The sequence below is a fragment of the Variovorax paradoxus genome (assembly GCF_022009635.1).
Lineage (GTDB): Bacteria > Pseudomonadota > Gammaproteobacteria > Burkholderiales > Burkholderiaceae_C > Variovorax.
The window spans coordinates 6,531,977-6,554,110 of sequence record NZ_CP091716.1 but is presented as its reverse complement, the minus strand read 5'-3'; the positions used below and the strand labels follow the sequence as shown (position 1 = coordinate 6,554,110).

Below are 22,134 nucleotides of genomic sequence, written 5' to 3'. Positions count from 1 at the left end.
GAAGGTAGCATAGCTGCCCCATGGCCCTCGACCCGCTTCACGCCCTCCAGGCCGCGAACCGCGCGGCATTGCCCTTCGCTTCAGCCGCGTTCGGCACCCTGCTGATCGCGGGCGCGACCGGCGCGCTGGGCGCGGAGCTGCTGCGGCGGCTGGCGGGCAGCCACCGCCATGCCCATACCCGGGTGCTGGCGCGCGAGCCGATCCGCGACGGGCTGCGCGGCGTGGAAGCCTGCCTGAGCCCTAGCCAGCCGATCGCGCAATGGCCGCTCACCTCGGCGCACACCGCCATCGTCGCGTTCGACCCGCCGCGCCTGTATCACGACCGCGAGCGCGCGCTGTGGGTGCCCGAGCCGTCCGACCTGCCCGAGCTGTCCCGCTGGCTGCGCGCCTGCGGCGTGCAGACGCTGGCCATCGTGCAGCCGCACGACCAGGGCCGGCTGCCCGAGGCGCTGAAACGCGGCCTCGCCAGCCTCGACGAGCAGGCGGTGGTGGCCAACGGCTTCGAGCGCGTGATCCTGGTGCGCTCGGCGCGCAAGCCGGCCGATGCGAAGCTCACCAACCCCTTCGAGCGGGTGGCCGCGTGGATGCTGTCGGTGGTGCGCTTCATGGTGCCCAGCAGCGAGCAGCCGGTGCGCGCGTCGAAGGTGGCGGAGCTGGTCGACATCGCCTTGCGCATCGCGCCGCCGGGCGTGCACGTGGCCGCGCCCGAGCTGGTGTGGCGCGCGTCGCAGGGCGACATGGAAGGCGAGGCGCGGCGCTGGCTGGGGGCGCGGGCCTAGGCTGGCGCCACCACTCGCGCCGTCACTCGCGCCATTTGCGCAGCAGCTCGGCCGACTCCATCACCAGCCCCAGGTGCAGCGACACCATCGCGAGCGCCGCGCCTTCCAGGTGCGGATCGGTGCCGCGCACCAGGTCGCGCAGCACGATCACGCGGTAGTTGCGGTTGCTGGCGTCGAAGGCGGTGTTGAGCACGCAGCAGTCGGTGAAGCCGCCGTCGAGCACCACCGTCTCGATGCGCTGGTTGCGCAGCAGGAAGTCCAGGTCGGTCGGGTAGAAGGCCGAGAGCCGGCGCTTGCCGTCCACGCGCATGTCGCCGGGCTCCACGCGCGTGACCCATTCGGTCCACTTCGAGCCCTCGATGGCATGCGCGTCGGCATTCGGAATCTCGCCCACGTGCAGCGGAAAGGTGCGCCGCCAAGCGGAAGGAATGCCGTTGATGTCGTCCACGCCGCCGGGCCGCAGCACCGACCGCACATGCACGATGCGCACGCCCAGCGCGCGCACTTCGTCATGGAAGCCGTCGATGGGCGCCACCACGTCGCGGGCGCGCGGCGCAGGGCAGGGGCAGTCGGGGTCGTCGTCGAGATGGCCCCGGTGCATGTCGATGGAAACCACGGCCGTCGTCGCCGGGTTCAGGTAGTCGGCGAACTTCGCCGCGTCGAGCTCGCGCTCCTCGTTGTAGACCCAGGCCTTCATCGGCGTTCTTCCCGCACATAGGGTTGGCCCAGCGCACCGGGCTCTTCATCGGCGCCGCGCCGCGAGAGCGCGACCCACACCATCACGCCCAGCGTCACCGCATAGGGCGTCATCATCACGAAGTACTGCGGCAGCTGCACGCCGGCGGCGGCCAGCTGCGGAATCAGCGCCTCGATGCAGCCGAACAGCAGCGCGCCCACCAGTGCCTTCCACGGCGACCAGCGCGAGAAGATCACGAGGCCCACCGCGATCCAGCCGCGCCCGCCGGTCATGCCCGCGATCCACAGCTTGGTGCTGACCACCGAGATGTACGCGCCCGCCAGCCCCACCAGCGCCGAGCCCGCGAGCACCGCCGCGAAGCGCCATGCCGTCACGCGGATGCCGGCGGCGTCGGCCGCCTGCGGGTTCTCGCCCACGGCGCGCAGTCGCAGGCCGGTGGAGGTGCGCGCGAAGAACCACGCCACCGCGCCGAAGATCGGCAGCGTGAGCCACACCATCGCGTTCTGCTCGAACAGCCTGCCCACGCCAGGGAGCATCGACAGCGGCCACAGGCCCATCGCTCCGATGCCTTCCGTCGCGTGGTTGGTCCACTCGGCCATCGAACCGACCAGCGCCGTGAGCCCCTGGCAAAAGAACACCAGCGCCAGCCCTGCGATCACCTGGTTCACCCGCAGCCAGATCACCATCACCGCGAACAGCACCGACACCACGCTGGCCGCGAGCATGGCCAGCACCAGCGAAACCGCCGGCTGGCCGATCACGATCTGCGCGCCGATGCCGGCCAATGCGCCCACCAGCATCAGGCCTTCAGCGCCGAGCGCGAGCACGCCCGCGCGCTCGCAGATGATCAGGCCGAGCGCCGCGAGCGCGTAGGGCACCGCGAAGTCCGGCGTGCTAGCCAGCCAGTTGAGAACGATGCCTCCGCTCATGCCGAAGCCTCCGCGCCCACGCGCCGCAGCCGGTGGCGAATGAAGAAATCGCTGGACGCCACGCACACCACGATGATGGCCTGTATGAGCTGCACCATCGAGAACGGCACCTGGTAGAACACCTGCAGGCTGCGCCCGGTGACGAACAGCGCCGCAACCAGGAGCGCCACCACCGTGGCCGCCAGCGGGTTGTTGCGCGCAAGGAAGGCAATGAGGATGCCGGAGAAGCCGTAGCCCTGATAGAACGCCTGCGTGAGCCGGCCTTCCTGCCCCGCCGCGACAGCGAAGCCCGCGAGCCCGGCCATCGCACCCGACAGCAGCACCGCGCCGTAGATGGTGCGCCGCACCGGCACGCCGTTGGCATGCGCCACGCGCGGGTTGGCATCGACGAAGCGCAGGTACAGGCCCGCGCGGCTCACGCTCACCAGCCACCATGCGAGCAGCGCGACCACGCCCGCGAGCAGGATCGAGCTGCCCACGCCGGCGCCGATCTCGGGCAGCCGCTCGAATGCGCGGAACTGCGGCGAATAGGGAAAGTTGTCCTTCGGGTCCTTCCAGCTTCCGTACACCAGGTGCAGCAGGAAGTTGGCCGCCATGTAGTTGAGCATCAGCGTCGAGATGATCTCGTTCACGCCGAGCTTCAGCTTGAGCCATGCCGGTCCCAGCACCCACAGCAGGCCGCAGCCGACGGCCGCGACGAACATCAGCGGCAGGCGCAGGTTCTCGGGGCCGATCTGCCACATCGACACCGCCGTGGCGCCGATGGCGCCCCAGATCATCTGGCCCTCGAGCCCGAGGTTCCAGAAGCGCGCGCGGAACGCGATGGCGCCAGCCAGTCCGACGAGGATCATCGGCGCGGCCTGGAACAGCACCGCGCGGAAGTTCTGTCCGTCGAGGAAGGTCTGCGTGACGAACTCGTTGGCCAGTTCGTCGGCGGGCACGCCGGCCATCACCAGGATCGCGGCGGAAATGGCAAAGCCCACCAGCAGCGCCGCCGCGAGGATCAGCGCCTGCCAGCGCCACGCCATGTGCTGGCGTATCTCCAGCGCATAGCGGCGGCGCGCGAGCGGCTGGGGTTGCGGCGACTTTGCCGCGATGGTCTTCGGTGCGCTTGCCATGTTTGCGGAGAGGGATGCTTCAACCATGGTCCACCATCGCCTGCCCTATCGCCTGCCGGTCGGCCGGCTGCGCGAACTCGCCGGCGATGCGCCCGCGCGTCATCACGCCCACGCGGTCGGCCAGCTGCAGCACTTCGTCGAGGTCTTCGCTGATCAGCAGCACCGCCGCGCCGCCGTCGCGGGCGGCGCGAAGGCGCGCATGCACCTCGGCGCTGGCACGCACGTCGAGCCCGCGGCTCGGGCTGTGCGCGAGCACCAGAGTCGGCGACTTGCCGAACTCGCGCGCCAGCACCAGCTTCTGCGCATTGCCGCCCGACAGCAGCGCCGCCTTCTGTGCGACCGAGCGCACGCCCTGCACGTCGAAGGCGCGCACGGCTTCCTGCGTGTCCGCCTGTATGCGGCCCCGGCGCAGGCGCCACACCGGGCCGTAGCGGCCGGTGTGCACGCGGCCGATGGCGTAGTTCTCCGCCACCGACAGGCCGCCCGCGAGCGCGAGCCCGTAGCGGTCGGCCGGAATCGCGGCAATGCCGATGCCGCGCCGCGTGGACGCGGCCATGGTCTTCAGGTCGCCGTGGCCTTCGAGCCGGATCTCGCCTTCGGTCGCCTCGCCCGGCAGGCCCATGATGGCGCCCGCCAGCTCGCCTTGCCCGTTACCGCCGACGCCGGCAAGGCCGTAGATTTCGCCGGCATGCAACTCCAGGTCGACACCGTCGAGCACCCGGCGGCCTTCCGGCGAAGCGGGCGTGCGCAGCCCGCGCACCGTGAGGCGCACCGGTCCGCGCGAAGCGGCCGGGGCCTGGAAGCCCTGGCTGGCGATCGACTCGCCCACCGTGAGCTTCACCAGTTCGGCGGCCGTGGTGTCGGCCGGGTTCAGCGTGGCCACCGTGCGGCCGCCGCGCATTACCGTCACGCGGTCGGCGTATGTTTTCACGTCGGCCATCTTGTGCGTGACCAGCACCACCGCGGCGCCCTTGCGCGCGAGGCCCTGCACCGTCTGCAGCAGGCGCGCGGCCTCCTGGTCGGTGAGCACGGCGGTGGGCTCGTCGAGGATCAGGATGCGCGCGCCCGCGAGCAGCACCTTGAGGATTTCCACGCGCTGCTGTTCGGCAATCGAAAGTGCATCGACGCGCTTGGACGGATCGATGTCGAAGCCCAGCTCCGAGGCCTTGTTGCGGATGTCGCGCTCTATCTCGCGCAGCCTTTCGCCGTGGCTCTGGAAGCCGACAGGCGGCGGCGCGGTGAGCAGGATGTTCTGCGCCACGGTGAACGGCCGCACCAGCTTGAAATGCTGGTGAACCATGCCGATGCGCTGCCGGGCCGCATCGCGCGGCCCGGCGAAGCGCACCGCGTTGTCGTCCACCAGCAGCTGCCCGGCTTCGGGCGCATAGAGCCCGGCCGCGATGTTCATGAGCGACGACTTGCCCGCGCCGTTCTCCCCCAGCAGCGCATGCACCTCGCCCCAGCGCGCGGTGAAGTGGGCGTCGGTCAGCGCGGCGAAGCCGTCGAAGGACTTGCGGATGCCGGTGAGTTCCAGTGCGTTGGGCATGGGCCTGCTTACTTCTGCGTGACCACGCCCTTGACGAACCAGTCCATCTTCCAGAGGTCTGCGTCCGACAGCACCGCGCCCTTGGCGACGCGCTCCTTGCCGTCGCGGTCGGCGAGCGGGCCGGCGTAGATCTGCTTGCCCTTCATGATCGCGTCGCGCTCGGCGGTGATGAGCGCGGCCTTGTCCTTGGGCACGGCCGGGCCGAAGCCGGCGATGTCGGTGCCGCCGTCCTTCATCTCGATGAAGGCGCCGTACGGGGCAGGCTTCCAGTTGCCGGCCATGATCTTCTTGAGCTCCGGCGCCAGGAAGCGGTCCCACACCCACACGGACGAGCACAGCGTGGCCTTGGGCGCGAACTGGCGCAGGTCGCGGTGGTGGCCGGTGCCGTACACGCCGCGCTCCTGCGCCACGATCTGCGGCGTGGGGCTGTCGACGTGCTGGCCGATCACGTCGGCGCCCTGGTCGATCAGTGCGGCGGCGGCTGCGCGTTCCTTCACCGGGTCGTTCCATGCGCCGGTGTAGATCACGTTCACGGTGGCGTTGGGGTTCATCTTCTGCGCGCCGAGCGCGAAGGCGTTGACGGTCCAGTTCACCACGCCGAAGGGGTTGGCCGCGACGAAGCCGAGCTTGCCGGTCTTGGAAGCCGCGCCGGCCGCCATGCCGCAGAGGTACTGGCTCTCGTAGGTGCGGCCGTAGAACGATTCGAGGTTGCTGCCGTTGGTGGTGCCCGAGCCGTTGAGGAAGGCCACGTCGGGGTACTTGGCGGCCAGGTCCTTGAAGCTGTCGGAGTAGCCGAAGGCGGTGCCGATGACGATGTTGGCGCCGCGCTGGATGAACTTCTCCGCGGCGGGCTTGATGGCCGAGGCGTCCTCGGGCACGTTCTCGACGAACTGGATCTTCTGGCCGATTTCCTTTTCGATCTTCACGCGGGCTTCGTCGAAGGCCTGCGTCCAGCCGCCGTCGTTCTTCGGACCGAAGTAGAGCATCGCGATCTTCGGCTTGTCCTTGAGCGTGAAGCCGTCGGCGGCCGCGGCGGGCAGCGTGATGAAGAGCGCGCTGCCGGCAGCGAGGGTCATGGCAAGCCCGAGGACGGGGCCGTGGGAGGGAGTGCGCGGCATGAAGCAACCTTTCGTGAGGAGCGGGGGATAGAAGAGGGAAGGGGAGAAGGCCGTGCGGCTACATCATGAAATTGATGCGGAACACGTTGCCCTCGGGGTCGAGCAGCACCGACTGGTACCAGTTGTAGTAAGTGACGTAGGGCGCCTTCACCAGCGTGGCGCCGGCCTCCAGCGCCACCGGCACCATGCGGTCGACGTCGGCCTGGCTGTCGACGTCGATGTTCAGCAGGAACTTCACGCCGCGCGTGTCGGAGAACTCGCTCAGGTGCAGCAGCTCGTAGGCGTCGAGCGCGTTGAAGCCGAGGCTCGACTTGCCGGTGTCCAGGCCGCGGAAGATGGGAGAGCGGATGGCTTCGATCTCGGGGAAGCCGAACACGCGCTGGTAGAAGCCGCTGAGCGCGACCACGTCCTTCGCGAAGACGTTGACGTAGGACAGGTGTGCCATGGGTTCGAGCCGGCTCAGGCCGTGACCTTGGTGCCGCCGAAGGTCGTCTGCTTGACGAACTTCGATGTCAGGTGATCGCCGGAGGAAATGGGCGCGTACTTGGCGACCTCGCCGGGCGCGAGGCAGCTCGGCAGGCACTCGACCATGGCGTCGTAGTTCGGCTGGTGGAAGAACACCAGCGACTGGCGGCGGTTGGTGCTCGCCACCTCGAAGGGCGGATTGATCACGCGGTGCAGCGTGGACACCCACTGGTCGTTGGTCCACTGCATCATCAGGTCGGCGATGTTGACCACCAGCCCGCCTTCGACCTGCGGCACGTCGACCCACTGGCCGGCCTTGTTGAACACCTGCAGGCCCTTGTCGTCGGGCAGCACGATGGTGAGGCTGCCGTAGTCGCTGTGCGCGCCCGCGCGCAGCTGGCCCGGCAGCGGTTGCTCGCGCTGCGGCGGATAGCTCAGCACGCGGAACATGCTGATGTGCTCGTCGATCTTGTCGTCGAAGAAAGTCTCGGGCAGCGAAAGGCCGAGCGCGAAGATGCGCATCAGCGAGCGCGAAAGGTCGCTCATGGCCTCGAAGTAGCCTTCGTAGGCTTCGCGGAAACCGTCGATGGGCGGCCAGCTGTTGGGCTCGAAGTGCGGGCCGGCGGCGGGGCCACGGTGGTAGTCGTCGTCGGGCACGTTCGACGGGCCGATGGAGAACGACTCCTTCAGGTCGCCGGGCGCGGCTTCTTCCAGGCTGTACGACAGGCCCTCCTCGCCCACCGCGCTGTAGCCGCGCACCGCGTCTTCGCGCGGCCGGTCGACCTTGCGCTTCTCGGCCAGCGGCATGTCGAAGAACTTGCGCGAGAGCGAGGACACGCGCTCTATCAACCCGGGCGCGATGCCGTGGTTGGTGATGACGAGAAAGCCGATGCTTCGGCAGGCTTCGTCGACTTTTCTCGCGACCGCCGACTTGCCTTCGGCGGTGCCGTCGAAGTAGGGCGCGAGATCGATGATGGGAACGGACAGCAGGGTCATGGCGGCTTCCTCATTCAGTCAGTCATGCGTTCGTGCATGCGTTGGCATGCCTTTCGCCATGCAACGTCTGTGCCAGTTGGACCAAATGGACAAATCGCATGGGCCGCGTCAGCATGGTGCGCGGCGAGGCTCTGCGCAGGTGGTCGCGACGCAAGGCGATGCACCGTGGCCTTACAGTGGTGCGCCGTCTGAAAACCGATGAACGTGAAGAGAAGAGCGAGGGAAGATGCCGAAGACCAAGGCGCTGGCCGCAGCCAGCAGCAGCACCGACAAACCGGCGCGCAAGCGCGCCAAGCCCGCCGTGCGCAGCGCGTCGGCCGTGAACCGGCGGCTGCGCCAGATCGAGGACAAGCGCAGCGCGATCCTCGGCGCGGCGCTGGGGCTGTTCTCGCGCTTCGGCCTGCACGGCACGTCGATCGACCAGGTGGCGGCGCGTGCCGACGTGTCGAAGAGCAACCTGCTCTATTACTTCGCGAACAAGGAAGAGCTGTACGTCAACGTGCTGCGCGACCTGCTCGCGCTGTGGCTCGAGCCGCTGCGCGGCTTCAGCGCCGAGCAGGATCCGGCCGAGGCCATCGGCGGCTACATCCGCCGCAAGCTGGTGGTGTCGCGCGACCGGCCCGATGCGTCGCGGCTGTTCTGCCTGGAGATGATCCAGGGCGCGCCGCTGCTGCGCGACGAACTCGACCGAGAGCTGCGCGCGCTGGTGGAGAAGAAATCGGAAGTGATCCGCGCCTGGGTCGAGGCCGGCAAGCTGGCGCCGGTCGATCCGCACCACCTGATCTTCGCGCTGTGGGCGGTGACGCAGCACTACGCTGACTTCGGCGTGCAGGTGCAGGCGCTGACGGGGCACACGCTGGAAGATGCGGCGTTCTTCGAGCAGACGGTGGAGAACGTTCAGCGCATCGTGCTGCAGGGCATTGCGCCGCGTTGAGCATTGCCTTGCTCCCTCCCCTTCCGGGGGAGGGTCGGGGTGGGGGCAGGCAGCGTATCCATCGAGCGCTCTGCCTGCCCCCATCCCAGCCTTCCCCCAGAGGGGGAAGGAGCAATTCAGTGCTGCGCCGGTGCCGCGATTTCGTGATATCGCCGGTCGAAGTAGATCAACCCCTGCGCCGCGCCACCGATCGCGATCGCCACCGCCTCGCAGAACAGCACATCGTGCGTGCCCGCGCTCGTCGCATGCACCACGCGGCAGTCGAAGGACACGGCCGCGTCGTCGAGCATCGGCGAGCCGGTGGTCTTGCTGCTCCAGCGGCCGGCGGCGAAGCGCTCGTCCATCGGCGTCTTGCCGCCGAACAATGCGGAGAGCGACTGGTGGCCGGCCGCCAGCACGTTCACGCACAGCACGCCGTTCGCCTTGAACGCCGGGTACACCGAAGCGGACCGGTTCAGGCACACCAGCAGCGTCGGCGGCTCGTCGGTCACGCTGCACACCGCCGATGCGGTGAAGCCGGCGCGGCCTGCCGGGCCGTCGGTGGTGATGATGTTCACCGCCGCGCCCAGCCGCGCCATCGCGTTGCGGTAGTCGGCCTTCTGCAGGCCGGGCGGCAGGCCGGCGGGGCTGGGCGAAGAAGCATGGGAGGCCATGGCGTTGAGCATGTGGTGCGACTCCTTCAGGCCAGCACGCAGGCTTCGTCGAAGGGCAGCCGCGGCAGGCGGCCGAACACCTTGGACGCATCGCCGTGGCCGAGGTTGATGAGGAAGTTGACGGTCCAGTCGGTGCCCTCGAAGAAGGCGGCATCGACCTTCGCCTTGTCGAAGCCCGACATCGGGCCGGCGCCCAGGCCCACCGCGCGCGCGGCCAGCAGCAGGTAGCCGGCCTGCAGGCTCGCGTTGCGGAAGGCGGTCTCGTGCGCGGCCTCGGGGCTGCCGGTGAACCAGCTGCGCGCGTCGGCATGCGGGAACAGCGTGGGCAGCTTGTCGTAGAACTTGCGGTCCCATGCGGCGATGACGGTGACCGGCGCGCTCATGGTCTTGTCGAGGTTTCCCTTGGACAGCGCGGGCGCCAGGCGCTGCTTGCCCTCGGGCGTGCGCACGAAAACGAAGCGCGCGGGCGAGCAGTTGGCGGACGTGGGTCCGAGGCTCGCGAGCGAATAGATCCGCTGCAGTTGCGCGTCGGTGACGGGTTCGTCGGTCCAGCCGTTGTGGCTGCGCGCGGCGGTGAAGAGCAGCGACAGCGCGGCGTCGTCGAGTGTGTTGGCGAGGGTGGTCATGCAGTAACGGCGGGCGCATCGACCCGCGAGAGAAAGGCCAGCAGGGTGCTGTTGAAGGCGTCGGCCTCGGTCACGCTGTGCGCGTGGCCGCCGTGCGCCATGAGGTTGAGCGTGGCATTCGGCAGTTCGTCGGCCAGGCGCTGCGAGCAGGTCCAGGGCACGAGCACGTCGTCCTTGGCGGCGGCCACCAGCGTGGGCGCGGTGATGTCGCCCAGGCGCGCGTCGATGTCGAAGGCGCGCAGCGCGGCGATGCGCGCGCGCATGTTGGCTTCGCCCGGAAAGTGCGCGAAGGCGTGATCGACCTCGTCGGCCACGCGCTTCGCATGGGCCGCGCACCATGCGGCGGGGTACAGGAAGATCGGCTGCGCTTCCACGTAGGCGCGCGGGCCCACGGCGCCCAGCAGCGCGAGCCGCGCATCGAAGCAGCGCGCCGAATGCGGGTTGGGCTTCGACCATGCGTTGACGAGCACCAGGCTGGCCACGCGCGCGGGCGCATCGAGCGCCAGCCGCAGCCCGACGAGGCCGCCGAGCGCATGGCCCGCGAAGTGGCATTGCGCGGTCCGGGTGGCGTCGAGGATCTCCAGCACGTCCCGCGCCATGTCCTCGATTGCGTATGCCTCGGGCAGCGCGGCGGGGCTGCGGCCGGTGCCGCGCTGGTCGTAGGCGACCACGCGGTGCCCGGCGGCGATCAGCGCGCCGAGCTGCGGCTGCCAGAAGCCCGCCGAGCCGCCCAGGCCCGACGACAGCAGCACGGTGGACGGTGCATCGGACGGCCCGTGCACCTCGTAGTGCAGCGAAGGCATGCGGCGCCTCAGCCCTTCTTGCCGATGTGCGCGATCGAGGCGATCTCGATCAGCGCGTCGGGCTTCACCAGGCCGCACTGGATGCAGTAGCGCGCGGGCTTGGTGCCGGGAAAGAACTCGGCGTACACCGCGTTGATCTTCGCGTAGTCGGCCCAGTCCTTGAGCATGATCTGGTTGAAGGTCACGTCGTCCATGGTGCCGCCGGCGGCCTCGACCACGCCCTGGATGATGGTGAGCACGTGCCTGGCCTGCGCGCTCGCGTCGCCGACGTGCACCACGTTGTTGTCCTTGTCGAAGGGCAGCGTGCCCGACACGTAGAGCACGCCGTCGGCGAGCGTGCCGGGAACGTAGGGCGCGAGCGGCACGCCGGTGCCGGGAGGGATGATGGCTTGCTTGGGCATGGGGAACTCCTCGAAGTGAATCAGGCGATGGCCGTTTCGGCCGATGCAGGTTGGGAAACGGCTTGTGGCGCGAAGGTGGTGCAGAACTGGTCCACCGTGGAGACCCATCCGAAGAAGGTCTCGACGTTGTAGACGGACGCCTTCTGGATCGCCGGGCCGCCGAGTTCGTGCGTGGCGTCTTCCAGCATCACGGCGAAGTACTCGAGATGGAAGGCGTCGCGCAGCGTCGACTCCACGCACACGTTGGTGGCGATGCCGGTGAACGCGAGGTGTCGTATGCCGCGCGCGCGCAGCGTGCTGTCCAGCGTGCTGTTGAAGAAGCCGCTGTAGCGCGTCTTGGGCACGACGATGTCGCCGGGCAGGGGCTTCATCTGGTCGATGAGTTCGTAGTCCCAGCCGCCCTTGGCGAGGAACTTGCCCTGCAGTTCGGGCCTGGCGCGCATGGTCTTGAGCGCGTTCGACTTGTGCCAGTTGGGCGAGCCGGGGCCGCCGGCTTCCACGTAGGCGGCGTCCCAGCCGTTCTGCAGGAACACGACCAGCATGCCGGCCGCGCGCGCTGCCGCGATGGCGCGCAGGATGTTGGCGATGGTGCCTTGTGCGCCGGAGATGTCGAAGCCGGCCGAGTCGACATACCCGCCGATCGAGGCATAGGCGTTCTGCATGTCGACGACGATCAGCGCCGAGTCGCTGGCGTGCATTGCGAGCGGCTCGGGCCGTGCCGGCAGCACCAGCGGCGCGGGCATGCCGGGCAGGCGCGGCGCGCCGACGGGCGTGCTCGAGGTGAGCGTGGTGTTGCGTGCGGGTGCGTTCATGTGGCGCTCCTCGTTCAGGCGGCCAGGCGCTCGGGCTCGACCTGCGACGGCACGGGGCTCTGCACGTGCGCGCGGCTCTTCATGAGCGGCTGGATGCGCTCGCCGAAGGCCTCCACGCCCAGCACGAAGTCGTCGAAGGTCAAGAGCACGCCTTCGGTGCCAGGCACCTCGGCCACTTCGTCGAGCATGCGCGCGACGCTTTCGTACGAACCCACCAGCGTGCCCATGTTGATGTTCACGGCGGAGGTCGGGTCGGCCATCTGGCGCACGTTGGTGTCGGCGCCCGATTTGGTGTCGGCCGCGCCCTGCTGGCCCAGCCATGCAATGGCCTCGTGGTCGGCGCCGGCCTTGTAGTGCTCCCACTTGGCGCGCGCGGCCTCGTCGGTTTCGTCCGTGATCACCATCATCAGCACGTAGGTGGTGACATGGCGGCCGGTCTTCGCGGTGGCTTCGATGAGCTTCTGGGCCGCGGGCGCAAAGGCCTTGGGCGTGTTCACGCCCTTGCCGAAGCAGAAGTTGTAGTCGGCGTACCTGGCGGAGAACTCCATGCCCGCGTCGCTCTGGCCGGCGCAGATCACCTTCATGTCGGCCTGCGGTTGCGGGCTCATGCGGCAGTCGTCCATCTTGAAGTGCTCGCCCTTGAAGTCCGACTGGCCGGTGCCCCAGAGGTCGCGCAGCACCTGGATGTATTCGCTGAGGTATTGGTAGCGCGTGCCGAAGAACTGGTCGCCGGGCCACATGCCCATCTGCGAGTACTCGGGGCGCTGCCAGCCGGTGACCAGGTTCAGCCCGAAGCGGCCGTTGGAGATGGAATCGATGGTCGAGGACATGCGCGCGACGATGGCCGGCGGCATGACCAGCGAGGCGGCGGTGGCGAACAGCTTGATCTTGCTGGTGACTGCCGCGAGGCCGGCCATGAGCGTGAACGACTCCAGGTTGTGGTCCCAGAACTCCGTCTTGCCGCCGAAGCCGCGCAGCTTGATCATGGACAGCGCGAAGTCCACGCCGTAGCGCTCGGCCTTCAGCGTGATCTGCTTGTTGAGCTCGAAACTGGGCTTGTACTGCGGGGCGTTCTCGGAAAGCAGCCAGCCGTTGTTGCCGATGGGAATGAAGATGCCGACGTTCATGGAAGGACTCCTGTTGCGTGATTGCGCAGCTCCTTGCATGCGGCGTGCCAGCTGGATAAGTCGTTTTAAATCAATGACTTAATAGGATTCATCGACTCTTGTTTGACCATTTGGTCCCAAACGGAGCAGGCGATTCGCAAGGATTGCGGCAAGCCGGTGCGGGCCGTGCCAAAGCGGTGCAGTCCCCTCGTCACGGACGGCGCGGCAGAATCACGCCATGCCCAAGACTCCACTCCGCGCCGCAGCGGCCATCGGCGGCACCGCCGATGACGTCGAAGCGGCCTTCTACGAAGCGCTGCAACGCGGCGACATCGATGCGCTGATGGCCTGCTGGGCCGACGAGGACGAGGTGTTCTGCGTACACCCCGGCGGCCCGCGGCTGGTGGGCGCGGTCGCGATCCGCGCCGCCTTCGAGCAGATGTTCGGCAACGGCGCCATCCACGCCACGCCCGCGCGGGTGCGCAAGATCGAGTCGCTCGCGAGCGCGGTGCACAACGTGCTGGAGCGCATCGAGGTGCTCACGGCCGAGGGCCCGCGCCACGCCTTCGTGCTGGCCACCAACGTCTATCACAAGACCGCGCAGGGCTGGCGGCTGGTGGCGCACCACGCAAGCCCGGGCAGCGCGCGAGAACCCGACGACGCGAACGATCCGCCCCAGACCCTGCATTGATCGATGCCGTCTTTCGTTCCTTCAACGCCTTCTTCCTCTTCTTCAGGCCCCTCTCCCCTGACGGCCATGGGCTACACGGCGCCGCGCTGGCTGCCCGGCGGCAACCTGCAGACGATCTGGCCCGCGCTCTATGCACGGCGCTTCGACGGACCGGCGCCGGTCTACCGGCGCGAGCGCTGGCAGACGCCCGATGGCGACTTCATCGACGTCGACTTCGTCGACGCGCCGCAGCAGCAGGCGCCGCTGCTCGTGCTGTTCCACGGGCTGGAGGGCTCTTCGCGCAGCCATTACGCCGAAGCCTTCGCCGCGTTCGCCGCCTCGCAGGGCATGGCTTTCGCGGTGCCGCATTTCCGCGGCTGCAGCGGCGAGCTGAACCTGGCGCCGCGCGCCTATCACTCGGGCGACTTCGAGGAGATCGGCTGGATCCTCGCGCGCATGCGCGAGCAGCATGCACGCAACGGCGGCGGCCCGGTGCTGGCCGCGGGCGTGTCGCTGGGCGGCAATGCGCTGATGCGATGGGCCTGCGAGGCCGGTGAAACGGCTGCCGGCGTGGTGAACGCGGTGGCCTCCGTATGCGCGCCGCTCGACCTGGCCGCGGGCGGCCAAGCCATCGGCCGGGGCTTCAACAAGCTGGTCTACACGCGCATGTTCCTCGCGACCATGAAGCCCAAGGCGATGGCCAAGCTGGCGCAGTTCCCGGGCCTGTTCGACCGCGACCGCCTGCTGGCCGCGCGCGACCTCTATGCCTTCGACAACATCTTCACAGCGCCCCTGCACGGCTTTCGCGATGCCGACGACTACTGGGCCCGGGGCTCGGCCAAGCCGCACCTGGCCTCGATCCGCGTGCCCGCGCTGGTGGTGAATGCGCGCAACGACCCGTTCATTCCCGCCGCCAGCCTGCCGCAGCCCGGCGAGGTCGGGGCGCATGTCACGCTGTGGCAGCCCGCGCACGGCGGCCACGTGGGCTTTCCCATGGGACTGCCGCCGGGGCACGTGCGCGGCATGCCCGAGCGAGTGGGCGGCTGGTTGGCCCGCCACGCCTGAGGGCGAGCAAAATAGCTTCATGGATGACATCGTCAAACAGGCACTCGCCAAGTGGCCCAACGTGCCGCACTGCTACGGCTGGCTCGGGTTGGACGCGCGCGGCAACTGGTACATGCGCGACGACCGCACGCAGTCCCAGGGACCGTTCCGCACGGCCAAGGGATCGATGCTCAGGCACGACAAGCTGATCGACTTCATTCACCGCAACTACGAGCACGACGACGAAGGCCAGTGGTTCTTCCAGAACGGGCCGCAGCGCGTGTACGTGGAGCTGGAGGCGGCGCCGCTGGTGTGGCGCGTGGCCGAGCAGGGCAACGGCGGTTTCACCGTCACCGCGCACACCGGGCAGCCGGTCGAGGTGACGGGCTGCCTGCTCGACGAGGATGGCCGGCTGTACCTGTCTTCGCCCGTCGGGCTGGGGTTGGTGCACACGCAGGACGTGGGCATCGCCGCGGAGGCCATCGAACGCGGTCTCTGGACGCCGGAGGACGTGCGTGCAGAACTGCTGCCCGGCCGCTTCGGGCACGTGCTGAGCCCGGCGCAACACCACGCCGAAGCCGCTGCAGCTGCACGCCCATGAAAAAAGCCGGCACTGGGCCGGCTTCGTTCTTGAGACTAGGGTAAACGCCTAGTTGGCAGCGGGAGCGCTTGCCGCGGGGGCTGCTGCCGCCGCGGGGGCCGCGGGTGCGGCAGCCGCGGCGCCGGCCGCAGCTGCGGGAGCCGCTCCAGCAGCGCCTTCGGCGGCGGGTGCATCGGCGGAGGCGGCCGGGGCCGGGCGATCGGGCACCGGGAACTTGGCGCCGCCTGCATTGGCCATGTAGACCACGGCACGGCCCACTTCGAGGTCTTCGAAGTCGCCGCCGCCCTGGGCGGGCATGGCGCCCTTGCCCTTCAGGGCGTGTTCGAGAAGCGTGGCGTAGCCCTGGCCGATGCGGGGGCCCCAGGCTGCCGCGTCCTGGAAGTGCGGCGCGCCGGGGATGCCGGGCGAGCCATGGCAGGTGGCGCACTGGGCCTTGAAGACGGTCTCGCCGGTGGCCAGCGGACGGTTGGCGTCGCGGATCTCGATGGCGCCGACCTTCTTGAGGCGTTCCGCCACTTCACGGTCGCGCGCTTCCTTGGTCACGCCGTAGAGGGCCATGTTGTCGCCCTGCGCGGTGCCCGAGGGCTTGTCGCCCGAGACCACGTAGGAGACAAGACCCACGATGATCAGGATCGGGGCGATGAAGGAAAAAAATACCGCGAGAAGCAGCTGCTTCGGGTTCTTGATCGGCCCGGTGTGGGCTTCTTCTGTGGCCTGGTAATGCGGGTCTGCGCTCATTGGCGTCCTCAATATCGGGGGCTCGTCGGGGGGCTTTTCCTAACCAACCGGCGATTATAGAGAGACCCCTTGCCCAAGCGGGCAAGGGACCTACCCTTAGCGGACGCCGAAGTTTCTCAACGCATCAGCCCTTGTTGCCGTCGCGCGTGGCCCAGCCGCCACCCAGCGTCTTGTACAGAGTGACCTGGTTCTGCAGCTGCAGCAGCTGCGTGGTCACCGCCGACTGCTGCGCCGCGAACAGCGAACGCTGGGCGTCGAGCAGGTCGAGCGCGCTGGCGATGCCGTTGCGATAGCGCAGGTCGGACAGCTTGAAGCGCACCGCTTCCGAGTCGGCCTGCGCACGCAGCGCGCGCACCTGCTCGCCCAGCGTGGCGCGGCCCGCGAGGGCGTCCGCCACTTCGCGGAACGCCGTCTGGATCGACTTCTCGTACTGCGCCACCGCGATCTCGCGTCCGGCCTTGGCCGACTCGAGGGTCGCGCGGTTGCTGCCCGCGTTGAAGATCGGCAGCGTCACCGTCGGTGCGAACGACCAGGCCTTGGAGCCGCGGTCGAACAGGCCCGAGAACTCGGTGCTCGCGGTGCCGATGGAGCTGGTCAGCGACACGCGCGGGAAGAAGTTCGCGCGCGCCGCGCCGATGTTGGCGTTGGCCGCGATCAGCTGCTGCTCCGCCGAGCGGATGTCCGGCCGTTCGGCCAGCAGGTCCGAGGGCAGGCCGGCCGGCACATCGGGCATCGGCTTGATGCCGTTGAGGCCCTTGGCGCCGCCCGCCGTGGCTTCGGCCGGCACCGGCGCGCCCAGCAGCAGGGCGAGCGCGTTCTCGTCTTCGGCACGGGCGCGCAGCTGCTGCGCATAGGCGGCGCGCGCGCTTTCGAACTGCCCGTTAGCGGCCTGGTAGTCGAGCTCGGAAGACACGCCGTTGTCGAAGCGCAGCTTCGTGAGGCGCACCGACTCTTCGCGCGTGACCATGGTCTGGCGCGTGATCTCGAGCAGCTCGTCGTCGGCCAGCAGCGTGAGCCAGCCGTTCGCGACCGACGCGATCAGGCTGATCTGCACCGCCTTGCGCGTTTCGTCGGTGGCCAGGTACTGCGCCAGGGCCTGGTCCTTCAGCGCGCGGATGCGGCCGAAGAAGTCCAGCTCCCAGGCGGTGAAGCCGAAGTTGACGCTGTACTGCGAGGCCACGCTGCCCATGCCGGGCTCGATGCCCTGGTACGGGTTGGGGCCCGAGCGTGAGCCGGTGCCCGTGACGCCCAGCGCCGGGAACAGCGCCGAGCGCTGGATCTGGAACTGCGCGCGCGCCTGTTCGATGTTGAGCACCGACACCCGCAGGTCGCGGTTGTTCGCCAGCGCCGTCTGGATCAGGCCCGCCAGGCGCGGGTCGGTGAAGAAGTCCTGCCAGGCCAGGTTGGCCGCGGCCTGTCCGGCCGGCTGCGCCGGGTCGCCCGGGAAGGTGGTCGGCACCGGCGCGGCGGGGCGCTCGTAGGTCGGGATCAGCGAGCAGCCGGCCAGCAGCATTGCCGCTGCCAGGGCTGTGGGAATCAGTTTCTTAGTCATGCTTTGGTTCCTCCGTAATGCCGGCTGCTTCCGCATGCCGCTTGTCGGCTTCGCGCTGGCGCGCGCTGCCCTTGAACAGGCTGCGCACCACCACGAAGAACACCGGCACGAAGATCACCGCCAGCGCCGTGCCCGTCACCATGCCGCCCAGCACGCCGGTGCCGATGGCACGCTGGCTGGCCGAGCCGGCGCCCGATGCGAGCACCAGCGGCAGCACGCCCAGGCCGAAGGCCAGCGAGGTCATCACGATCGGGCGGAACCGCAGGTGGGCGGCGGCCAGTGCCGATTCGATGACGCCCTTGCCCTGCGCCTGCAGGTCCTTGGCGAACTCGATGATCAGGATCGCGTTCTTCGCGGAGAGGCCGATGATGGTGATCAGCCCCACTTGGAAGTACACGTCGTTCGAATAGGCGCGCAGCATCGTTGCCAGCAGCACGCCCAGCACGCCCAGCGGCACCACCAGGATCACCGACAGCGGGATCGACCAGCTTTCGTACAGCGCGGCCAGGCACAGGAACACCGCCAGGATCGCGAAGCCGTAGAGCACGATGGCCTGCGAACCCGCGAGCTTTTCTTCACGCGACTGGCCGGTCCATTCGAAGCCGAAGCCTTGCGGCAGCTGCGAGGCGAGCTTTTCCATCTCGGCCATCGCGGCGCCGGTGCTGTAGCCGGCCGCCGCGTCGCCGCTGATGCGGATCGCGGGGTAGCCGTTGTAGCGCACCGTCTGCGTGGCGCCCGTGACCCACTTGGTGGTCGCGAAGGCCGACAGCGGCACCGGCAGGCCCTGCGTGTTGCTGGCGTTCAGCTTGAGCAGGTCGTCGGGCTGCATGCGCGCCGGCGCATCGGCCTGTACCACCACGCGCTGCAGGCGGCCGCGGTTCGGGAAGTCGTTGATGTAGCTCGAACCCAGCGCGGTCGACAGCGTCGCGTTGATCGCGTCGAAGCTCACGCCCAGTGCGTTCGCCTTGTCGCGGTCGATGTCGATCTGCAGTTGCGGCGCGTCTTCCAGGCCGTCAGGGCGAACCTGCGACAGGATCTTGCTCTGCGAGGCCATGCCCAGCAGCTGGTTGCGTGCGTTGATCAGCGCCTCGTGGCCTGCGCCCGAGCGGTCCTGCAGGCGGAAGCTGAAGCCGCTGGCGTTGCCCAGTTCGGGAATGGGCGGCGGGCTCAGCGGGTAGATGAAGGCGTCGCGGATGCCCGACAGCGCGCCGAAGGCACGGCCGGCCAGCGCGCTGGCCGAGTGGGCCGGGTCCTTGCGCTCGTCCCAGTCCTTCAGCGTCACGAAGGCGAGGCCCGCGTTCTGGCCCTGGCCCGAGAAGCTGAAGCCCATCACGCCCACCATGCTCTGCACTTCGGGCTGCTTCAGGATGAAGCCCTCGACCTGCTGCATGACCGACAGCGCGCGTTCCTGCGTGGCGCCCGGGGGCAGCTGCACGTTCACGATGATGTTGCCCTGGTCTTCCTGCGGCAGGAACGAGCTGGGCAGGCGGGTGTAGGTGAACACCACCGCGCCGATGATCGCGACGTAGATCACGAGGTAGCGCGCGGCGCGGCGCAGAACGCGCGCGACGAGGCTTTCGTAGCCCTTGGCCGTGCGGGAGAAGCCGCGGTTGAACCAGCCGAAGAAGCCGCGCTTCTCGTGGTGGTGGCCTGCTTCCACGGGCTTGAGCAGCGTGGCGCACAGCGCCGGCGTAAGCGACAGCGCCATGAACGCCGAGAAGCCGATCGACGCCACCATCACCGCCGAGAACTGGCGGTAGATGTTGCCGGTCGAGCCCGCGAAGAAAGCGAGCGGCACGAACACCGACACCAGCACCACGGTCACGCCGATGATGGCGCCGGAGATCTGGCGCATGGCCTTGCGCGTGGCTTCGAGCGGCGACAGCCCCTCTTCGCTCATGATGCGCTCGACGTTCTCCACCACCACGATGGCGTCGTCCACCACGATACCGATCACCAGCACCATGCCGAACATGGTCAGCACGTTGATCGAGAAGCCCAGCGCCAGCAGCGACGCGAAGGTGCCCAGCAGCGCGATCGGCACCACGATGGTCGGGATGATCGTGTAGCGCCAGTTCTGCAGGAACAGGAACATCACCACGAACACCAGCGCCACGGCTTCCAGCAGCGTCTTGACCACTTCGGTGATCGAGATCTGCACGAAGCGCGAGCTGTCGTACGGAATGGCCCACTTCACGCCCTGCGGGAAGTAGCGCTCGAGTTCGGCCATCTTGGCGCGGATCGCCTTGGCCGACTGCAGCGCGTTGCCGTTGGGCGTGGGCTGCACGCCCACGCCGACCGCCGGCACGCCGTTCAGGCGAGCCGAGGTGGCGTACGACTGGCCGCCGAGCTCGACACGGGCCACGTCCTTCAGCCGCACGGTCGAGCCGTCGGTGTTGGCGCGCAGCACGATGTCCTTGAACTGGTCGACGTTGGCGAGCTGGCCGTTCACCACCACGGTGGCCGCGATGGCCTGGCCGGGGATGTTGGGCAGGTCGCCGATGGTGCCGGAGGACACCTGCGCGTTCTGTGCGCGGATCGCGTTGTTGACGTCGGTGGCCGACAGGTTGTAGCCCTGCAGCTTGGCCGGGTCGATCCAGATGCGCATCGCGTTCTCGGAGCCGAACAGCTGGGCCTGGCCCACGCCGACCACGCGCTGCAGTTCGGGCACCACGTTGCGCGCGGCATAGTCGCCGAGCGCCACCGGGTCGAAGTTCGGGTTGTCGGAGGACAGCATCACGAACATCAGGAAGTTGTTGCGAGACTTGTCCACGCGCACGCCCTGCTGCGTCACGGCGGCGGGCAGGCGCGGCGTCGCGCGCGACAGCCGGTTCTGCACGTCCACCTGCGCGAGGTCGTCGTTGGTGCCGGCCTCGAAGCTGATCGTGATGGAGCCGGTGCCGTCGGCCTGGGCCACCGATTCCATGTAGATCAGGCCCGGCGAGCCGTTCATTTCACGTTCGATGACGGACAGCACGCTGTCCTCGAGCGTCTGGGCCGAGGCGCCGGGGTAGGCGACGTTGATCACGATGGCGGGAGGCGCCACCGGCGGGTACTGCGAGATCGGCAGCTGGGTGATTGCCACGCCGCCCACCACGAGGATGAACAGTGCGATCACCCACGCGAAGATCGGGCGGTCGATAAAAAATTTGGCCATTTGCGGGCGCGCTCCTGATTACTTCTTCTCGGCCGTGGCCGCCGGTTCGGCGGCGGCAGGCGCCGCCGCAGCCGGCTTGGCCGCTGCGGCGGGGTTCGGCTTGGTCCACGGCACCGCCTTCACGGGCGTGCCCGGCGGCATCATCTGCAGCTTCTGGAAGCCGTCGACCATCACCTGTTCGCCGGCCTTCAGGCCGTCGAGCACCACCCACTGGTTGTCCTTGGCGGCGCTGATCTTCACGTTGCGCTTGGACAGCTTGCCGTCCTTGTCGACCACCGTGACGGTGTCGCCCTGCTGGGTGCGCGTGACCGCTTGCTGCGGCAGCGTGATCGCGTTGGTGGCCTGGGCCTGCTCCAGCCTCACGCGAACGTACAGGCCGGGCAGCAGCTCGCCCTTGGGGTTGGGCACTTCGGCGCGCAGCATGATCTGGCCGGTGGTCGAGTCGACCGTGAGGTCGGAGAACAGCAGCTTGCCTTCCAGTGCGTATTCGCTGCCGTCTTCCAGCACCACGCGGACGCTGGCGGCTTCCTCGCTGCCGGCGCGCTTGTACTGGCCGTCGGCCAGCGCGCGGCGCAGCTTCAGCACGTCGGTGGCCGACTGAGTGAAGTTGACGTACACGGGGTTGATCTGCTGCACCACGGCCAGCTCGGTGGCTTCGCCCTGGCCCACCAGCGCGCCTTCGGTCACGAGGGCGCGGCCGATGCGGCCCGAGATGGGCGAGGTCACGTCGGCATAGCCGAGGTTGATCTTGGCGGTCTGCACGGCGGCGCGGCCGGAAGCCACGTCGGCCTCTGCGGTCTTCTGCGAGGCCACGGCCGTCGCGTATTCCTGCTTGCTCACGGCGTTGGCCTCGACCAGCGGCTTGTAGCGGTCGGCCAGGGCCTTGGCCTGCACGGCATTGGCTTCGGCGCGGGCCAGCGTGGCCTGCGCGTTCTGCAGGGCGGCGGCCAGCGGTGCGGGGTCGATGCGGAACAGCAGCTGGCCGGCCTTCACGTCGCTGCCTTCGCGGAACTCGCGCTTGAGCAGGATGCCCGAGGCGCGGGCGCGGACCTGGGCGACGCGCGAAGCCTCGAGGCGGCCGGGGAGTTCGGTGACGAGGCCGACGTCGCCGGGAGCAGCCACCACCACGCCGACTTCGGGTGCCGGGTGAGCGCCACCGGGTGCGCCTGCGCCGGCGGGCGCGTCGCTCTTGCCACAGCCCGCGAGGACCAGCAGGGCGACGGCGGCCACGGTCGCGAGACGCGGCGAAAAGGACGATTGACGCGAAACATGCAGGAGAGGCATGCGATTCCTTTGAAGCGAAGACGGGAGATGGCGCGTTCTCGGGCGAGCCGGAAACCTGTACGGGCAGGTGGGCCATCGGGGAAGCCCGGTAGTTTACATACATTC

At 68.8% G+C, this 22,134-nt stretch carries 22 protein-coding genes; 5 read left to right on the top strand and 17 right to left on the bottom strand.

Annotation, left to right across the window (positions count from 1 at the left end; genetic code table 11):
* The first annotated feature begins 20 nt into the window (after window positions 1-20).
* Window positions 21-779 (top strand): hypothetical protein, encoded by a 759-nt coding sequence (locus L3V85_RS30635; protein ID WP_237676379.1) that lies wholly within the window; start codon window positions 21-23, stop codon window positions 777-779.
* A gap of 22 nt (window positions 780-801) precedes the next feature.
* On the opposite strand, the gene L3V85_RS30630 is transcribed toward L3V85_RS30635, so the two are convergent.
* The 7 genes from L3V85_RS30630 to L3V85_RS30600 all read right to left on the bottom strand — a co-directional run bounded on the left by L3V85_RS30630 (window position 802) and on the right by L3V85_RS30600 (window position 7,648).
* Window positions 802-1,476: a cysteine hydrolase family protein gene (locus L3V85_RS30630; RefSeq protein ID WP_237676378.1), complete on the bottom strand. Its 675-nt coding sequence runs from the start codon at window positions 1,474-1,476 to the stop codon at window positions 802-804.
* Complete coding sequence (locus L3V85_RS30625) at window positions 1,473-2,405, bottom strand: ABC transporter permease (RefSeq protein WP_237676377.1); 933 nt, start codon at window positions 2,403-2,405, stop codon at window positions 1,473-1,475. The genes L3V85_RS30630 and L3V85_RS30625 overlap by 4 nt, the downstream gene beginning before the upstream one ends.
* Window positions 2,402-3,550 carry an ABC transporter permease gene (locus L3V85_RS30620; RefSeq protein ID WP_337250098.1) on the bottom strand — a complete coding sequence of 383 codons (1,149 nt, stop codon included), beginning with the start codon at window positions 3,548-3,550 and terminating at the stop codon, window positions 2,402-2,404. The genes L3V85_RS30625 and L3V85_RS30620 overlap by 4 nt, the downstream gene beginning before the upstream one ends.
* On the bottom strand, window positions 3,543-5,069 hold the full coding sequence (locus L3V85_RS30615; RefSeq protein WP_237676375.1) for an ABC transporter ATP-binding protein: 1,527 nt from the start codon (window positions 5,067-5,069) through the stop codon (window positions 3,543-3,545). The genes L3V85_RS30620 and L3V85_RS30615 overlap by 8 nt, the downstream gene beginning before the upstream one ends.
* Before the next feature lie 8 nt (window positions 5,070-5,077).
* Window positions 5,078-6,145: a BMP family ABC transporter substrate-binding protein gene (locus L3V85_RS30610; RefSeq protein ID WP_237676374.1), complete on the bottom strand. Its 1,068-nt coding sequence runs from the start codon at window positions 6,143-6,145 to the stop codon at window positions 5,078-5,080.
* 100 nt (window positions 6,146-6,245) lie between these two features.
* The gene (locus L3V85_RS30605) at window positions 6,246-6,632 is read right to left on the bottom strand and encodes a VOC family protein (protein WP_237676373.1); all 387 of its coding nucleotides are present in this window, start codon (window positions 6,630-6,632) and stop codon (window positions 6,246-6,248) included.
* Between the two features lie 14 nt (window positions 6,633-6,646).
* Window positions 6,647-7,648, bottom strand: coding sequence for an isopenicillin N synthase family dioxygenase (locus L3V85_RS30600; protein ID WP_237676372.1), 1,002 nt, complete (start codon window positions 7,646-7,648; stop codon window positions 6,647-6,649).
* Window positions 7,649-7,874: 226 nt separating this feature from the next.
* Between L3V85_RS30600 and rutR the strand changes: the two genes are divergently transcribed.
* The gene (gene rutR / locus L3V85_RS30595) at window positions 7,875-8,582 is read left to right on the top strand and encodes an HTH-type transcriptional regulator RutR (RefSeq protein ID WP_237676371.1); all 708 of its coding nucleotides are present in this window, start codon (window positions 7,875-7,877) and stop codon (window positions 8,580-8,582) included.
* A 116-nt stretch (window positions 8,583-8,698) separates the two neighbouring features.
* Here rutR and rutF read toward each other — a convergent pair whose 3' ends face one another.
* The 6 genes from rutF to rutA are packed head-to-tail and all read right to left on the bottom strand — an operon-like array spanning window position 8,699 to window position 13,004.
* Window positions 8,699-9,247: an NADH-dependent FMN reductase RutF gene (rutF, locus tag L3V85_RS30590; protein WP_237676370.1), complete on the bottom strand. Its 549-nt coding sequence runs from the start codon at window positions 9,245-9,247 to the stop codon at window positions 8,699-8,701.
* 14 nt (window positions 9,248-9,261) lie between these two features.
* The gene (locus L3V85_RS30585) at window positions 9,262-9,861 is read right to left on the bottom strand and encodes a malonic semialdehyde reductase (protein WP_237676369.1); all 600 of its coding nucleotides are present in this window, start codon (window positions 9,859-9,861) and stop codon (window positions 9,262-9,264) included.
* Window positions 9,858-10,664 (bottom strand): pyrimidine utilization protein D, encoded by an 807-nt coding sequence (gene rutD / locus L3V85_RS30580; protein WP_237676368.1) that lies wholly within the window; start codon window positions 10,662-10,664, stop codon window positions 9,858-9,860. The genes L3V85_RS30585 and rutD overlap by 4 nt, the downstream gene beginning before the upstream one ends.
* 8 nt (window positions 10,665-10,672) lie before the next feature.
* The gene (gene rutC / locus L3V85_RS30575; protein WP_237676367.1) at window positions 10,673-11,065 is read right to left on the bottom strand and encodes a pyrimidine utilization protein C; all 393 of its coding nucleotides are present in this window, start codon (window positions 11,063-11,065) and stop codon (window positions 10,673-10,675) included.
* Window positions 11,066-11,085: 20 nt separating this feature from the next.
* Window positions 11,086-11,877 carry a pyrimidine utilization protein B gene (rutB, locus tag L3V85_RS30570; protein WP_272934304.1) on the bottom strand — a complete coding sequence of 264 codons (792 nt, stop codon included), beginning with the start codon at window positions 11,875-11,877 and terminating at the stop codon, window positions 11,086-11,088.
* A gap of 14 nt (window positions 11,878-11,891) precedes the next feature.
* Window positions 11,892-13,004 (bottom strand): pyrimidine utilization protein A, encoded by a 1,113-nt coding sequence (rutA, locus tag L3V85_RS30565; protein WP_237676366.1) that lies wholly within the window; start codon window positions 13,002-13,004, stop codon window positions 11,892-11,894.
* 217 nt (window positions 13,005-13,221) lie between these two features.
* On the opposite strand from rutA, the gene L3V85_RS30560 reads away from it, so the two are divergent.
* The 3 genes from L3V85_RS30560 to L3V85_RS30550 all read left to right on the top strand — a co-directional run bounded on the left by L3V85_RS30560 (window position 13,222) and on the right by L3V85_RS30550 (window position 15,298).
* The gene (locus L3V85_RS30560) at window positions 13,222-13,674 is read left to right on the top strand and encodes a YybH family protein (RefSeq protein WP_081266065.1); all 453 of its coding nucleotides are present in this window, start codon (window positions 13,222-13,224) and stop codon (window positions 13,672-13,674) included.
* A gap of 66 nt (window positions 13,675-13,740) precedes the next feature.
* The gene (locus L3V85_RS30555) at window positions 13,741-14,718 is read left to right on the top strand and encodes a YheT family hydrolase (RefSeq protein ID WP_237676365.1); all 978 of its coding nucleotides are present in this window, start codon (window positions 13,741-13,743) and stop codon (window positions 14,716-14,718) included.
* Window positions 14,719-14,737: 19 nt separating this feature from the next.
* Complete coding sequence (locus L3V85_RS30550; protein ID WP_237676364.1) at window positions 14,738-15,298, top strand: DUF2946 family protein; 561 nt, start codon at window positions 14,738-14,740, stop codon at window positions 15,296-15,298.
* A 48-nt stretch (window positions 15,299-15,346) separates the two neighbouring features.
* Here the strand turns inward: L3V85_RS30550 and L3V85_RS30545 are convergent, their stop codons facing one another.
* From L3V85_RS30545 to L3V85_RS30530, 4 genes are all read right to left on the bottom strand, one after another.
* Complete coding sequence (locus tag L3V85_RS30545) at window positions 15,347-16,036, bottom strand: c-type cytochrome (RefSeq protein WP_237676363.1); 690 nt, start codon at window positions 16,034-16,036, stop codon at window positions 15,347-15,349.
* A 124-nt stretch (window positions 16,037-16,160) separates the two neighbouring features.
* On the bottom strand, window positions 16,161-17,588 hold the full coding sequence (locus L3V85_RS30540) for an efflux transporter outer membrane subunit (protein ID WP_237676362.1): 1,428 nt from the start codon (window positions 17,586-17,588) through the stop codon (window positions 16,161-16,163).
* Entirely contained in the window at window positions 17,581-20,745 is a 3,165-nt protein-coding gene (locus L3V85_RS30535) for an efflux RND transporter permease subunit (RefSeq protein WP_237676361.1), read from the bottom strand. The genes L3V85_RS30540 and L3V85_RS30535 overlap by 8 nt, the downstream gene beginning before the upstream one ends.
* A gap of 18 nt (window positions 20,746-20,763) precedes the next feature.
* Window positions 20,764-22,029 carry an efflux RND transporter periplasmic adaptor subunit gene (locus tag L3V85_RS30530; RefSeq protein ID WP_237676360.1) on the bottom strand — a complete coding sequence of 422 codons (1,266 nt, stop codon included), beginning with the start codon at window positions 22,027-22,029 and terminating at the stop codon, window positions 20,764-20,766.
* Window positions 22,030-22,134 lie beyond the last annotated feature (105 nt).